The organism is Paenibacillus sp. FSL W8-0194, assembly GCF_037969745.1.
Classification (GTDB): Bacteria; Bacillota; Bacilli; order Paenibacillales; family Paenibacillaceae; genus Paenibacillus_AQ; species Paenibacillus_AQ cookii.
In genome coordinates this window covers 4,033,284-4,047,321 of sequence record NZ_CP150205.1, presented here as the reverse complement: position 1 = coordinate 4,047,321, position 14,038 = coordinate 4,033,284, and the positions used below count along the sequence as shown (strand labels likewise).

General features: G+C 55.0%; 12 protein-coding genes. 10 read left to right on the top strand and 2 right to left on the bottom strand.

All coding sequences use genetic code 11. The annotated features are described in order from the left end of the window. Positions 1 to 1,737 (bottom strand): SNF2-related protein, encoded by a 1,737-nt coding sequence (locus MKY58_RS18420; RefSeq protein ID WP_036706761.1) that lies wholly within the window; start codon positions 1,735 to 1,737, stop codon positions 1 to 3. Positions 1,738 to 1,872: 135 nt separating this feature from the next. After that, positions 1,873 to 2,793: a helix-turn-helix domain-containing protein gene (locus MKY58_RS18415; RefSeq protein WP_339321529.1), complete on the bottom strand. Its 921-nt coding sequence runs from the start codon at positions 2,791 to 2,793 to the stop codon at positions 1,873 to 1,875. A 323-nt stretch (positions 2,794 to 3,116) separates the two neighbouring features. On the opposite strand from MKY58_RS18415, the gene MKY58_RS18410 reads away from it, so the two are divergent. The 10 genes from MKY58_RS18410 (at position 3,117) to MKY58_RS18365 (ending at position 14,018) form a co-directional block, all read left to right on the top strand. Further along, on the top strand, positions 3,117 to 4,676 hold the full coding sequence (locus MKY58_RS18410) for a spore germination protein (protein WP_339321528.1): 1,560 nt from the start codon (positions 3,117 to 3,119) through the stop codon (positions 4,674 to 4,676). After that, the gene (locus tag MKY58_RS18405; RefSeq protein WP_339321527.1) at positions 4,673 to 5,881 is read left to right on the top strand and encodes a Ger(x)C family spore germination protein; all 1,209 of its coding nucleotides are present in this window, start codon (positions 4,673 to 4,675) and stop codon (positions 5,879 to 5,881) included. The genes MKY58_RS18410 and MKY58_RS18405 overlap by 4 nt, the downstream gene beginning before the upstream one ends. Continuing rightward, positions 5,878 to 6,102 carry a hypothetical protein gene (locus MKY58_RS18400; protein WP_339321526.1) on the top strand — a complete coding sequence of 75 codons (225 nt, stop codon included), beginning with the start codon at positions 5,878 to 5,880 and terminating at the stop codon, positions 6,100 to 6,102. Before MKY58_RS18405 ends, MKY58_RS18400 begins: the two co-directional genes overlap by 4 nt. Positions 6,103 to 6,115: 13 nt before the next feature. Next, positions 6,116 to 7,228: an endospore germination permease gene (locus tag MKY58_RS18395; RefSeq protein WP_339321525.1), complete on the top strand. Its 1,113-nt coding sequence runs from the start codon at positions 6,116 to 6,118 to the stop codon at positions 7,226 to 7,228. 135 nt (positions 7,229 to 7,363) lie between these two features. Further along, positions 7,364 to 7,843 (top strand): EVE domain-containing protein, encoded by a 480-nt coding sequence (locus tag MKY58_RS18390; protein ID WP_339321524.1) that lies wholly within the window; start codon positions 7,364 to 7,366, stop codon positions 7,841 to 7,843. Positions 7,844 to 8,063: 220 nt separating this feature from the next. Continuing rightward, on the top strand, positions 8,064 to 9,137 hold the full coding sequence (locus MKY58_RS18385; protein WP_339321523.1) for a hypothetical protein: 1,074 nt from the start codon (positions 8,064 to 8,066) through the stop codon (positions 9,135 to 9,137). Positions 9,138 to 9,431: 294 nt separating this feature from the next. Then, positions 9,432 to 9,980, top strand: a complete 549-nt coding sequence (locus MKY58_RS18380; protein WP_339325199.1) for an ECF-type riboflavin transporter substrate-binding protein — start codon at positions 9,432 to 9,434, stop codon at positions 9,978 to 9,980. 42 nt (positions 9,981 to 10,022) lie between these two features. Beyond that, positions 10,023 to 11,729 carry a DUF3744 domain-containing protein gene (locus tag MKY58_RS18375; protein WP_339321522.1) on the top strand — a complete coding sequence of 569 codons (1,707 nt, stop codon included), beginning with the start codon at positions 10,023 to 10,025 and terminating at the stop codon, positions 11,727 to 11,729. Continuing rightward, positions 11,722 to 12,552: an energy-coupling factor transporter transmembrane component T gene (locus MKY58_RS18370; protein ID WP_339321521.1), complete on the top strand. Its 831-nt coding sequence runs from the start codon at positions 11,722 to 11,724 to the stop codon at positions 12,550 to 12,552. Before MKY58_RS18375 ends, MKY58_RS18370 begins: the two co-directional genes overlap by 8 nt. 317 nt (positions 12,553 to 12,869) lie before the next feature. Next, positions 12,870 to 14,018: a TolC family protein gene (locus MKY58_RS18365; RefSeq protein WP_339321520.1), complete on the top strand. Its 1,149-nt coding sequence runs from the start codon at positions 12,870 to 12,872 to the stop codon at positions 14,016 to 14,018. The last annotated feature ends 20 nt before the right edge of the window (positions 14,019 to 14,038 follow it).

Here is a 14,038-nt window from a genome sequence, read left to right as displayed (position 1 = left end):
TCAGGCTTCCTCCTCCTTCATCGTTTCCGATTCATAATCGACCTGCTGCTTGATTTGGTCCAGGGTTTGGCCAAGCGAGTTCACTTTTTGCCGGATTTCCTCGTTCGAGTCGGATTCGAGGAACATTTTGACGAGTCTTTTTTCCAGCGATTCCTGTTTTTCGAACCGTTCGAGGATGACGTCGAGCCCGCCGATGACCATTTCGAACATGTTGATCTTTTCGTGGAGCAGATGCAGAATATGCTCCTCGATCGTCCCGGAGGTGGACAGGTTATAAATTTTGACGTCGTTTTGCTGTCCGAGGCGGTGGACCCGCCCGATCCGCTGCTCGACGCGCATCGGGTTCCACGGAAGGTCGAAGTTGATCATATGGTGGCAAAACTGCAGGTTGATGCCTTCGCCGCCGGCTTCGGTCGCGATCATCACCTGCGCGCGCCCGCGGAAAAGATCCATCATCCAGTCTTTTTTGCCGCGGTTCATGCCGCCCCGGTAAGGAACGCAAATCAGGCCGTGTTTTTGAAAATATTGGAGCAAATATTCCTGGGTCGCCCGGTATTCGGTGAACACGATGACCTTTTCGTTCATTTGCCGGATCAGCTCGATCGTTTTTTCGGCTTTGGTATTGGCCTTGATCGCGCGAATGGCGTTGACCAGCTCCCACACCTTGGCGGTGAGGGGCGATTCGTCCGGGATTTTTTTCGAAAGATTCACCAGCGTCAGGAATACCGCGTCCCGGCTGCTGCAAACCTCCCGCTGCAGGGTCACGAGCGACAGCATGCTGCTCAGATTTCCTCCGGACGCCCGGTATTCGTCTTTGACAAAGGCCGTCACGCCGTCGTACAAAGCCTGTTCTTCAGGCGACAGCTGCAGGCTGACGTTGGTGACGTGCCGTTTCGTGAACTGGACGGGGCCCTCGCCCCGGCGGTTTCGGATCATGACTTTGGCGAGTTCGTCCTTCAGCTGCTCCTGGTTTTTCGGCTGCCGCTTGCCGACGACGAAATTGGTGGCAAAGTCGCCCTGTCGGCCCAGCTGCCCTGGTTTCAGCAGCGTGATCAAATTAAACAGCTCCGTCATGTCGTTTTGGACCGGCGTGGCCGTGAGGAGCAGGCAATATTTTTTGCGCAGCTTTTGAATGAACTGGTAGTTGGTCGTCTTTTTGTTTTTCAGTTTATGGGCTTCGTCGATGATCAGCATGTCGTATTCCTGGCTGAGCAAAAAGTCTTTGTGCGGATCCCGTTTGGCCGTATCGATGGACGCGACGACGATATCGGAATGCCAGGTGTAGGCTTTTTTCTGGGCGATGGCGGGAATGCCGAATTTGCTGTTGAGCTCGCGCACCCACTGCAGCACAAGGGAAGCAGGCACGAGGATCAGCACTTTCGATACGAGGCCGCGAATCATGTACTCCTTCAAAATCATCCCGGCTTCGATCGTTTTGCCAAGGCCCACTTCATCGGCCAAAATGGCTCTGCCGGACATTTCGAACAGCACCTTGCGCGTGGTGTCAAGCTGATGCGGGAGCGGGGAAAGACCCTGCAAATGCTTCAGGCACTGCAGTTCGTCGAAGCTGGTGACCAGCCGCGCTTCCTCTCCCCGGATGGCCAGCTGCGCCAGCCCCCAGTCTCCCCAAGGGCCTCCTTTTTCCAGGCGGTTATTCAGCTGATCCAGCCAGCTGCGGTCGATATGCAAGGGAACCGGAAGGGTATGCGGGTTCTCGCTCGTATTGGAAGTGTTCATGCCCCTACCTCCTTCGATGTTTTCGTATACTAGAGGATTCAGCCAAAATCCATGCGTAGCATTTAGTATGCACGTAATCGAAAGAGTTCATAACCGGCAACGAAGGAGGATGGGGCCGGGGGATATAGAGGAGGGTTAATAACGGATCTGCACTTCGATGTCTTGTTCATAATTGCCGAAGTTTCTGCCGAACAGGCTGACGCCGCCGGGATATTTGGCATCTTCGGGCGAACTGATCCGGAAGCGGATCGGTTTGGCGGGGGCGATGGGAATGTCCTGGATGCTGATCCTGGACAGCCGGACGCCGTCCATGAACGTGCCGTCGGCATTGATCCAGAGCGTTTTGAGCAGCCCGTGCTGGGTGCTTCCCTGATCCCACCAAAGCGGGGTAAGCTTTCCGCGCACGCTGCCGAAGTCTCCCGGGGACGTCCATTTGCAAACCTCAACCCCGCCGACCGAAAACAGAATGTCCGACGGCCAGTTTTCATCGTAACCCGGAGCTTCGGAACAGATCTCCAGCGAGATGCGGATGTCGGTCAGAAGTTTGCTCTCTACCATGTAATTGGGGATTTGGTATTCGACGTAACCGCTGGCGAACCAGAGATGCTGGGCATGGACATGTTCCGGTTCCGCAAAATAGCGGGGGTCGTCCCGCATGCCGATCAGCTTGGCCTCCGATGCCAGCCCGCAGGTAGGTTTGACCTGATAGGACACGTAATGGCCGACCGGAATCGATACCGAATAGCCGTTTTGGTCCGGATGGATGATTTCGTCCGCGCTGCCGGACGGCTTGAAAACGAGCGTGAGCCGGTCCAGGACCAGAAAGCATTTTTTCTGCATGCCGCGCTTTCCGGACGAAATTTCGGTGTCTATGATGCCGGCTTCCTTCAGCTGTTGGACATGTTTGGTGACGATGGCCGAAGAGATGCCGAGTTTTTGTGCCATTTCCTTGATATTGAGCGGTTCCCGGCTCAGCATCTCTACCATTTTGATTCTCGTGTCGGAGGCCAGGGCCGCAAATAAGGAAAGGCTGTCTCGGTTTACGTTGAATTCCATGAAAATATCCACCTTTTGTCGTATTCATCATGCGGTCGAACATGTAATAAACATGCGTACGGAATGAATTATATAATTAAACGGTTAATCAAACAAGCGGAATCAACGGCAGGAAGGAGGGGGATTCGGGATAACCTGCAAAGGGCAGCGAAACATATGGTTAACGAAAGGGTTAACGGGGATGGATGGACGGATGGCTGCCGGTCATGCCGCCGGAAAGCGCCCGCCAAGTTGAATAAAATTTTCCTTGCGGAGCAAAGCTTTGAATAACCAACTATTGAAGCGTTTGGGTGACCCACATTACATCAAGGACGGGAGCAGCTATGTCGATACGTTTTTGGTCGCAAAAAAGAAAAAACGCAGAAAAGCCGCAGGAGTCCCGGGAGACGCTGCCCGCAGACCGGAGCGCCAAACGTCCGGAAACCTTCGATGAACGGCTGGAGTGGGTGCGGCAAGAACTGGTCCACTGCTCCGATTTAATCATCCATACGTTTCATGCGGGCGCGGACCGGAGATGCGCCTTGGTATTTTTCCGGGGCATGATCGACAAAAACACGGTCCAGGACGAATTGTTGCGGGATTTGCTTTCGCTGGAAGCCGAAGACGCACGGAGGTTCAACGAGCAGCTGTTCGAGCAAAAGCGTTTGTCCGTCACGGACCTGAGCGTCGTCACCGACATGGATCAGGGACTTGCCGCCGTTTTGGACGGGCACGCGCTGCTGTTGGTCGACGGAGACCCGCGAATGCTTGATATACCATGCAGTTCGATCGAAAAAAGGGCGATCGAGGAAGCGCCGAACGAATCCGTCATCCGGGGGCCGCGCGAATCCTTTATCGAAGACCTGGACGTCAATATCAGGCTGCTCCGGAAACGCCTCAAAACCCCGTCCTTAAAACTAGAGTCGATGGACATCGGCACGCAAACCAAAACCAAAGTGGTCATTGCTTACATGCAGGGGATTTGCAAGCCGGAACTGCTGGAAGAAGTAAAAAAACGATTGTCGGGAATCGAGATCGACGGCGTCATCGGAAGCAGCTATTTGGAGGAGTTCATCAAAGACAGCCCGTTTTCTCCGTTTCCCCAAATGCAATACACCGAACGGCCCGACGTGGCCGCGGCTTCCCTGCTCGAAGGAAGGGTAGCCATTCTCGTGGACGGAACGCCGATCGTATTGATGGCGCCGGTGACCCTGTTCATGCTGATGCAGGCCGCCGAGGATTATTTCCAGCATTACGTGGCGGCGACATGGATCCGGTGGATCCGGTACGTCTTTCTGATTGCTTCCTTGACGCTGCCTTCCACCTATATCGCCATCACATCGTTTCACCCGGAGATCATCCCTTCGAGTCTGCTGATATCGATCGCGGCCTCCAGGGAGATCGTTCCCTTTCCGGCGCTTGTCGAGGCTTTTATTATGGAGATCGCCTTCGAGGCGCTGCGGGAAGCCACCGTCCGCATCCCGAAAGCGATCGGCCAATCGGTTTCCATCATCGGTGCGCTGATTATCGGGACGGCCGCGGTGCAGGCGGGAATCGTCTCGGCCTTTATGGTCATTATCGTTTCCCTTACCGGCATCGCCTCTTTCATTAGCCCCCACTTCGATTTGGGATTGGCGTTTCGGCTGCTCCGGTTTCCCATCATGATTTTATCGGGGGTGTTCGGCCTGTTCGGACTGGCTTGCGGCTTGATTTTAATTTATATCCATCTGATCAATTTGCGTTCGTTCGGGACGCTGTATTTATCGCCGCTGACGCCATTGATCATCAGGGATCTCAAAGATACATTCATCCGGGTGCCGTGGCCGCTGATGAACAAACGGCCCGCTTTCGCAGGGGCGAACCGGAGAAGGCAAAACGTCGTGCAGGAGGATGAAGGGGATTGAAAAAGGCACCGATGATACGTAAAGCCGTCATGTTGGCCGTCTTTTCCCTCCCTCTGCTCATACTGAGCGGCTGCTGGTCTTCTTTGGAGCTGAACGAGCGGCTTTTCGTGCGAATGTTGATCGTGGACAAAGCGGAGCAAGGCATCGAACTGACGCTCGTTTTTCCGCTTCCGAACCGGTTGATTCCGGGAACAGCGGAGGGTACCGGGCAGCAGGAGGGGAAGGCCCATTCTTACATGACGCAAGCCGGAGCCGACATTGGTCAAGCTTACCGCAACATACAGGCCAATCTGACCCGAAGAATCAATTTTGGGCAAACGAGGGTGATCGTCGTCGGCAGGGAGCTGGCGGAGGAGGGGATCGAACCGGTACTTGAGTTTATCGGGCGCAACGCGCCTTTTTACTTGAATTCCAAAATATACGTCACGACGGAAAAAGCTCGTGATATCGCCACGATCGCCACCGTCAGCGAAAGGTTTCCCAGCGATGTTGTGGCGGCCTTTTCCCAATTCCGCTCCACGATCGATACGGCCTCCAAAGATGTAATGGCAGCCAATTACAACGGCGGGGATGCGGTGCTTCCTTTATTGCAGCTTGACAAGATCAGGATCGAAACGGAAAAGGAAAAGGAGCAGACATGGGTTCATCCGGTGGGCGCGGCCGTCCTGAAAGAGGGGAGGATGGTCGGCATGTTAACCATGAAGGAAATGCGGGGCGGGTTATGGATCCTCGGCAAATTGAAGGATGCGGAGATTACGGTGCAATCGCCGACGGATGGAAAGGATATCAGCTTCATGATCCGAAATGCACATACCCGTACGAAACCGAAACTGTCGCGCAGCCGGATTCTGATACAGATCGAAACGGACGCGGACGCCGGCGTTCTGTCATCCGATTCCAACATCGATTTGGAAGATCCTCGAATGCTGAAGCTCGTCGAACAGAGCCTGAACCGCGAAATACACCGGAGAATTACCGGAGCCATTACCAAAACCAGGAGCATGAAAACGGACGCGTTCAATTTCTCGAGCTACATCGATTGGACTTACCCCCGCCAGTGGGAACGCATCAAACCGCATTGGAGGGAGATTTACGCGGAATCTCTGGCGTTCAGTGTGCGGCCGGACGTGAAGATTCGGCAGATCGGCACGATCAAGGAATCGGTCGTGAATACATTGACTCCGAAACGAAGGGATGAAAAATGATCGTCATCGGCATCGCATACATCTGCATCATCGGTTATGAGTGGCGGTACCTCACCAAGAAAAGACGAAAAAAACGCACGTTTGCTGCCGTATTGGGTACTGCGGTTGTGATGTGCCTGTTCCTGGAGGCATTATACTTTTGGGAACACCAGTGGACGATCGCCAAGCTGATCGAAGGGATATTCGGCCCTGTCGAGAAGCTGTTGAAAGCAGGGAAATGAAAGGAAGGCTGTCATGCCGAAGGAGAAGGTCTCGCAATCCCAGATCTATATGCTGTATTCGCAATACCTGTATACGACCACGCTCGGTTTTATCATCCCCCTGCTGATCAAAAGCGCCCAATACATGGCCTGGGTTTCACTGCTTGTGGGAGCCGGCCTGGGCTTGGTAATGACGTACGGCGCCTACCGGTTGGCATTGAAGCGGCCGGATCGGACTTTTGCAAGCTACGGCGGGGAACTGGTCGGCAAATGGCTGCATTATCCGTTGACCTTCGTGATGCTGTTTACGGCCTTGTTCGTCGCTGCGCTTATTTTGCGGGAGCTATTGGATCTGATTTTACAAATTTATTTGCAGGATACGCCGGATTGGGCGATTGCGATGCTGTTCGGGTGCACCTTCGTTTATGTCGTCCGTTCGGGAGTCGGAACCATTTTCCGAGCCGCGCAAGGTTTTTTCTTCATCAGCGCCGTTTGGATTTTTATGGTTCCGCCGTTTGTTTACAAAGAGCTTAATTTCAACATGGCCATCGCCCTTGTGAACCATTTCAATTTGGCGGGAATTTGGAACGGGAGCTATTCGATGGCGGCACAGTACGGGGAAATGGCGTTTATCGTGTTCCTGTTTCCTTTTTTCGCAAAACACGCAAAAACGATGAAGTCCCTTTGTTGGGCGACCGTCACCTCGATCGTCATCGTTCTGGTCGGCCTGATATCATCGATTTTGCTGTTTGGGCCGTCCCTGGTCGGAAACTTGACTTATCCGGAGCTGGAGCTGATCCGGTACATTCCTCCGGGAGGTTTTTTTGAAAACTTGGACCCGCTCATTATCGCGATTTGGCTCTCCAGCTTGTTCATCAAGATCAGCTTGCTGCTGTTCATATCCGTGATCGGCTTGACGCATGCCTTCGGTCTGAAGGACCATAAGCCGTTTTCGCTTTCGATGACCGTCGCGATGGTGGGTCTTTCCCTGGTTATGGTGCGGACGGTGCCCGAGCTGGATTATTTGATCGATCACGGCTTTGTCCCGTTCCTGATCGTCGCCGAGCTGATTCCTCTGCTTTATTTGGCCGCCGACGGGATCCGCTCCTTGTTCGGCCGGCGGAAAACCCGCGGAAAAAACATGTAAGTCTAAGTCGAAAAAACTTCCGAACGCTACTGACATAAGGGTGTCAGGAGCGTTTTTGTATATTGAAAAGGAAGACCAGGAAGGCTGCTTCACAGGAAAACAAGCCTTCTTCATCCATAGGGAGGGAAAACGGATATGCAACTCGAACAAATCAACGAACAGAGCCGCTTCTGGATCGGCGTGGTATCGGCGTCTCATGTCAAACGAGGGGTATTGGGAGGATTTGCCCAGCTCTGCCACGGCAAGTCGGCGCCGCTGCTAAAGATGCGTCGGGGCGATTGGCTGATCTACTACTCGCCGCGAACGGAAATGGGTACAGGTCGTCCGCTGCAGGCGTTTACCGCCATAGGGGAGGTTGCCGACGACGAAGTGTACGCATTCCCGATGTCGGAATCGTTTGTGCCCTTCCGAAGAAATATCCGGTATTCCCCTTGCCGCGAAGTGAAGATCGCCGGCCTGCTCGACCGGCTCAGCTTTGCGCGCGGAAATGCGCATTGGGGTTATTCGTTCCGTTATGGCCATCTTGAGATCCGACGGGACGATTTTATGACGATTGCCGATGCGATGCTGCGCGAAGCCGACCAAGGTTGCGGCGCGATCGGCCGCGCCGAATGAAAATGCGGGTGGAAAGGGCCTTATTCCCCAGGAAATAAGGCCCCTTCTCGTTTGGCCTGATGGAGATCGGTGTCACCTGTGTTTCTGCACAAGGCTGGTCTAGGTACGCTGCTTGTCGAAAATGGCATGTTCACCCGGCCCGAAAAGGGCGATAAGGAGCTGAAACTTTTTTCAGCGCCGCTGCGTTTAGATCATAAATCCATAAAAAGGGAGCAAGGAGATGAAAAGACCGCTTTTTATTCTATTGGCCGCATTGGTGATCGGAGGATGTTCCAATACGGAGGCGGGCAAGACGGAGCGTCATGCCGACCCGGTGCCGTCCGGAACGGTCATGCAAGAGGGCGGCGAAACGGCGGATCCCGGCGGCGAAACGGCGGATCCCGGCGGCAGCGGAACGGATCGTAAGGGTGCAGACGAACCGGCGAAGCAAGCATCGGGACCGAAAGACGGGACTTCCGAGGCTGCGGGCTCCGAGCCCGACCCAACCCGTGGGGCAGGCACGGAAGGATCGAAAACAACTGCTTCGCAGCAGCAAGCCGGAGCCCGGGCCGGCAGCCCGCCGCGGTTGGATGCGGCCCGGCTTGCAAACACCTACGGTTTTGCGGACAACACCGGAAAGTACATCCTTTCGTTCGAAAACATGGAGGCAGACGATCTCGATACAGCCATTGGAAAAGACGGTCGGCCGCTCAACATCCGATTCGTCAAAAAACAGCCCCAAGGCCCTCAGGATAACGGAACCCGGTCCGCGAACAACTTCAGCAACGTCCAAGGACTGCTGTACGAAGTCGTGGACGGCATTGCCGAGCCGAACGAAACCTATTATTTGGCCAACAGCGGCAGGTTTAACGTCGCCTCCCTGCTGCAGGTGAAGCCCGAAACAAGGGTCGGGGCAAGCGACGAAGTAAAGCGGAACATCGAGGCTGCCAAATCCCAAAAGATCGATAAGATTTGGAAAATAGCCGACATTGCGCCGGACAAAGAGCTGTACGTGGTCCAATTCCGGAAGCAGGGAAAAAAGATCACGGCGTCTCTCGTGCTGCGGGAGGGGGAGCGGATCGCGGCAAAGGATTTCACGGCCGACTACGATCCGGTTTCGACCTGGCGCGTGGACGACGGCGGGGAGATGGTACCCGGAATGTTCTCGGTCCTGTTCGCCGCATCCGGCGAAGGAGGGGTCATATTGTGCGTGGCCTGGGCCGGAGCGGAGGGCGAAAACGACTATATTTTCAAACAGAAGGGAAATGAACTGGCGGACTTGAATCTGACGGCTGGGCGGTACATGTTTTACTAACGCCGTAGAAGCCGAACGGCTGCCCGGAGCCATTCCCCGAAAAGCAAACAATGTGTTTAAAAGACCTTATTTCCGATCAAAGAAATGGGTCTTTTTTTGTTTTTATGCTCCATTTTGCGTCACTCCGCGTTTAGCTGCAAAAAAATCTATATGCCTTTTTACAAAAAAAGTTTTGCCTTCCCGCCCATGTGCCCTTATATTAAGAGTACAATCATCGATTAATGTTCGTATTTGGACGTGAAAGATGTTGGAATATCTCGCTTTCGGAAAGGTGATATTGCTTTGAAGAAATCCATTTTTCAATTCAGCACAAGAACCGTGGTGACCATCGGCATCGGCGCCGCCCTGTACGGAGCCACCAGCTTCATCGGCATTCCCGTTGGTCCCGATACGTCGCTGCGTCCGGCCATCGCGCTGCTGGCGATTTTCGGCGCGTTGTTCGGGCCCGTCGTCGGATTCGTCGCAGGGCTGATCGGCCACGTGCTGAACGACCTGCTGACCAGCGGTACGGTATGGTGGGGCTGGGCGCTTGGTTCGGGCATTACGGCCGCGTTTATGGGACTCATCTATTTGTCCAAAGGATTCGATCCGCAAAACGGAAGTTTTAAAGGAAAGCATATCGGACTGTTTATCGTGTACGGCATCGTCGGCATCGTCTTGTCGCTGCTTTTCTCCGGCTGGTTCGACATCGCGTTTATGGGCGAACCTTCCGACAAGCTGGTCGTGCAGGTGGCCGCGGCCTCGATTTCGAACATCGTCGTCTTTTTGGTGCTTGGCGTTCCGGCCGTCATCGGCTTTGCGAAAAGAAACGCCAAAACGAGCCACTTGAGCGTGAACGAGTAGGCGCGCGGGAAGCGCCCGAAGGAATAGGAGTTTTTGAAGGTTATGCAGCCAATCATCTCGTTTCAACAATACGGATTCAAGTATAAAAACCAGTCGGAGCCTACGCTGAAAGAGATTACGCTGGATATTTATCCCGGCGAGAAAATCTGGATCGCGGGTCCCAGCGGCTCCGGCAAATCGACGTTGGCCCATTGCATCAATGGGCTTATTCCTTTTACGTACGGAGGGGAGACCAGCGGCAGCCTGAAAATTGCCGGCCAAAACCCGTCGGAATCGAGCATATTTAAGCTCAGCCGCACCGTCGGAACGATCCTGCAGGATCAGGATTCCCAGTTCGTCGGGCTGACGGTTGCCGAAGATACCGCCTTCGTCATGGAAAATAAAGCGATGCCGCGCCCGCAAATGAAGCGGGAAGTGGCGGCATCTTTAAATAGGGTCGACATGCTGGAATATGCCGAGCACAGCCCGTACGAGCTGTCGGGCGGCCAAAAGCAGAGCGTGTCTTTGGCCGGGGTGTTGTCCACCGACGCCGAGGTGCTGCTGTTCGACGAGCCCCTGGCGAATTTGGACCCGGCTAGCGGACGGAAGGCGATGCAGCTGATCGACGACATCCATCGCCAAAGCCAAAAGACGGTCATCATCATCGAGCATCGCGTCGAAGACGTGCTGCAGCAGCCGGTGGACCGGATCGTGCTTATGAATGAAGGGAGAATCGCGGCCATAGGAACCCCGGACGAAATTTTGTCTTCGGGCGCGCTCCACGGATTCGGCTTGCGGCCGCCGCTGTACGTCGACGCGCTTCAGTATGCGGGCGTACCGCTGGAAGGCGTAAGCGGCTTGCGGCTGCCGCAGCGGCTTGACATCCCGGACCTGAAGGAGAAACTCGACCATTGGTGCGAAACCTGCGGGGACGCTTCGGACCTGCAGCCTGCCGCGCCGCTGCTGGAGGTCAAAGGGCTGAACTTCGGCTACGAGGCGGAGCATCCGGTCATCAAGGACGTGTCCCTGCGGATCGGCGCCGGGGAAATCGTGGCGCTGCTCGGCAACAACGGCGCAGGCAAGTCGACGTTGTCCCAGCTGATTACCGGCATTTTGAAGCCGCAATCGGGCGAGCTGCGTTATGACGGGCAGGATATCGGCTCCTGGTCGATCCGCCGCCGCGGCGAAGCGATCGGGTACGTGATGCAGAATCCGAACCGGATGATCACGCAGCATATGATCGCCGACGAGGTGGGCCTTGGGCTCAAGGCGAGAGGCGTGCCGGCGGCCGAGATCAAGCGGCGGGTGGAGGACGCGCTGAAAGTGTGCGGGCTGTTCCCGTTCCGCAATTGGCCGGTCTCTGCGCTCAGCTACGGGCAGAAAAAACGGCTGAGCATCGCGTCCATTTTGGTGCTCGAACCGAAGCTGATTCTTTTGGACGAGCCGACGGCCGGACAGGATTACCGCCATTATAAAGAGTTTATGGATTTTATCGCTTCGTTGGCGGGACAAGGCATCGGCTTTTTGCTGATTACCCACGACATGTATTTGGCGCTGGAATATGCCGTGCGCGCGGTCGTGCTGAGCGGGGGGCGGGTCATCGCCGAGGATGCGGTGGCGCAGGTGCTGAGCGATCCGGAGGTGACGGAGGCCGCCCATTTGAAGGAAACGTCGCTGTCGCTGTTTGCGAAAGCCAACGGGCTGGCATCGCCTGAGCGTTTCGTGCAGGCGTTCATTAACGCAGAGAAAAAGGGGAAAGGCCATGAATAGAACGGGAAGCCTCTACGCCCCTGGGAACTCGCTGTTTCACCGGCTGGACGGCGCGGTCAAGCTGGTGCTTTTTATGGCCTGGACGGTCATGACCTACATGTTTCTGGATTTGCGCGTCTTCGTGCCGATGCTGGTCGTCGGCATCGCCCTGCTTGTCACGGCGGGCATTCCGTTTAAGCGGATGGCGTTTTTGTTTTGGCTGATGATCATATTTACCGTGCTGAACAGCATTTTTATCGTGCTGATCACGCCAACGTTCGCGACGCTGCTTACCGGCACAGATACGCCGGTCATTCCGCTCGGGTACAATACGATCAACAGCGAAACGCTTTTTTACGTGCTGACGCTGTCGGCCAAATATTTGACGCTGCTGCCCATTACGATCCTGTGCATCTTCACCACGCAGCCGAGCGCGTTTGCGGCAAGCCTGAACCGGATCGGCGTCCCGTACAAAATCGCCTACGCGGTCAGCATCGCCCTCCGGTATATCCCGGATCTGACGGAGGAATTCCGCAGCACGCTGAATTCGATGCAGGCGCGCGGCATGGGCATCTCCAAAGAGGACGGCAGCATCGCCCAGCGGATCCGAAACTTGGCTGCGGTCGTCGTGCCGGTCCTTCAATCGGCGCTCCACCGGATCGATTCCGTCACGAACGCGATGGAGCTGCGCGGTTTCGGGACGCAAAAACGCCGTACCTGGTACAGCGGCAAAGACATGGAACCGCTCGATTGGACGATGGCCGTGCTTGCGGTCGTGCTGCTCGCAGCCGGAATCTGGCTGAAAGTTCAGGTGCTGCGCGGATTTTGGTATCCTTTTTCATAACATCCCGTCCCTCTTTGGCTACAACATGAAGGGAACCCGGAGAAGATCGTCATCCTCTCCGGGTTCTTTTTTTTTGCGTTTTGACACAAAAGGTTTACTTGCCTCTCCTTGATCTACGGGGAATCCCGCGTGAAAGTCGGGACTTTCTTTCATCCATTCGATGTAGATGACAAAAATGTAAGGCGAATGTAAGGGAGAACGATGGAATGAAAAAATGCGCAATGGTACAGTGTTATGGGAATATGTCCCATGTGAAAGGGTTCCGGAAGTTTCGGCATAAGCCGGCATGAAAAAAGATCAGGATCGGGAGGGCGACGATGAAAGGGACTGGACGTTTGGCTTTGACCGCTGCCGCGGCGGCTTTTGTTGCATTGGCGATGCTGCAGCCTGCCCGGGCGGAAACGGCGGTCAAAGGTTATATCGTGGAATCAAGCGCCGACCAAGTCAAGCTGACGTTGGAGCAGGCCGTCCAATGGGCGAAAGAAAGCAGCCATTTGCTGAAGGCGGCCAATCAAAACGTGGAGCGGAACGCAATCATGCTCCAAAGCGCGGCGGACGAGCTGAAGCAGGTGACCAGGCGGGACAACCATGACGGTGAGGATGACAACGGTCCAAGTGACGCGGAAGCGCTGCGCGCGGCGTACAAACGATACGAGGCCGCCGCAAGCATGTACGAAGATGCACAGAAGCAAGTTCCCCTTGCCATGGATCAGCTGGAATTTCAAACGATGAAAGCCTACCATGAGGCGATCATGGCTGCCGATCATGAGGCAGCGGACAAAGAAGCGTTGGACGTTGCGCTCCAGGAGGAGAACATTGCGCTCGCCAAGGCGGCCCGCGGCAAAATATCGGAGATCGACAAAGCGAAGGCGGTTCAGGCGAGAATGGAAGCCGAGAAAAAACTCGCGGAAAGCAAAGCCGCTTCGCAAAAAGCCGAGGATGCCCTAAGCAAACTGTTGGGGAAAAAGCAAGGGACGGCATACGAACTGGTAGACATACCGATATACAGCAAGCCCAAAGCGCTTGACATCGGGTTACATATTCAGGACATGACTTCTTCCGGCAGCCCGGCGTTGTACAAGCAGGAAAATGCGGTGAAGCAAGCGATGGCGGAAGCGTCTTTTTACAACGGGACGGCGGCGAGCGAATATCGGCTGAAAGCGATGGACGTCGAAACGGCCAAGATGGAGCTTTCCCAAGCCAAGGAACAGTTGGCGGATACGCTAAAAAACGCTTATTTAAGCATTCAGCAGTACCAATCGCAATACGAAGAACTGCTGCGCAATCTTCAGAATGCCCGGAACGAGCTGGCGCTGGCCGAAAATAAATGGAAAAGAGGGCTCGTGCCCGGCATTGAAATCAAAACGATCGAGACCAAGGTAAAGCAATGGGAAAGAAAGGCGACGGAGCTTGCGATCCGGCAGAAGGAAGCGGAATTTGCGCTGTACAAACCATGGCTTTTATAAAGAAGGCCAAGCGGATGCGA

Coding starts and splice junctions, on each gene's coding strand:
- MKY58_RS18420 (WP_036706761.1), bottom strand. CDS start 1,737: ATGAACACTTCCAATACGAGCGAGAACCCGCATACCCTTCCGGTTCCC.
- MKY58_RS18415 (WP_339321529.1), bottom strand. CDS start 2,793: ATGGAATTCAACGTAAACCGAGACAGCCTTTCCTTATTTGCGGCCCTG.
- MKY58_RS18410 (WP_339321528.1), top strand. CDS start 3,117: ATGTCGATACGTTTTTGGTCGCAAAAAAGAAAAAACGCAGAAAAGCCG.
- MKY58_RS18400 (WP_339321526.1), top strand. CDS start 5,878: ATGATCGTCATCGGCATCGCATACATCTGCATCATCGGTTATGAGTGG.
- MKY58_RS18395 (WP_339321525.1), top strand. CDS start 6,116: ATGCCGAAGGAGAAGGTCTCGCAATCCCAGATCTATATGCTGTATTCG.
- MKY58_RS18390 (WP_339321524.1), top strand. CDS start 7,364: ATGCAACTCGAACAAATCAACGAACAGAGCCGCTTCTGGATCGGCGTG.
- MKY58_RS18385 (WP_339321523.1), top strand. CDS start 8,064: ATGAAAAGACCGCTTTTTATTCTATTGGCCGCATTGGTGATCGGAGGA.
- MKY58_RS18375 (WP_339321522.1), top strand. CDS start 10,023: ATGCAGCCAATCATCTCGTTTCAACAATACGGATTCAAGTATAAAAAC.
- MKY58_RS18370 (WP_339321521.1), top strand. CDS start 11,722: ATGAATAGAACGGGAAGCCTCTACGCCCCTGGGAACTCGCTGTTTCAC.
- MKY58_RS18365 (WP_339321520.1), top strand. CDS start 12,870: ATGAAAGGGACTGGACGTTTGGCTTTGACCGCTGCCGCGGCGGCTTTT.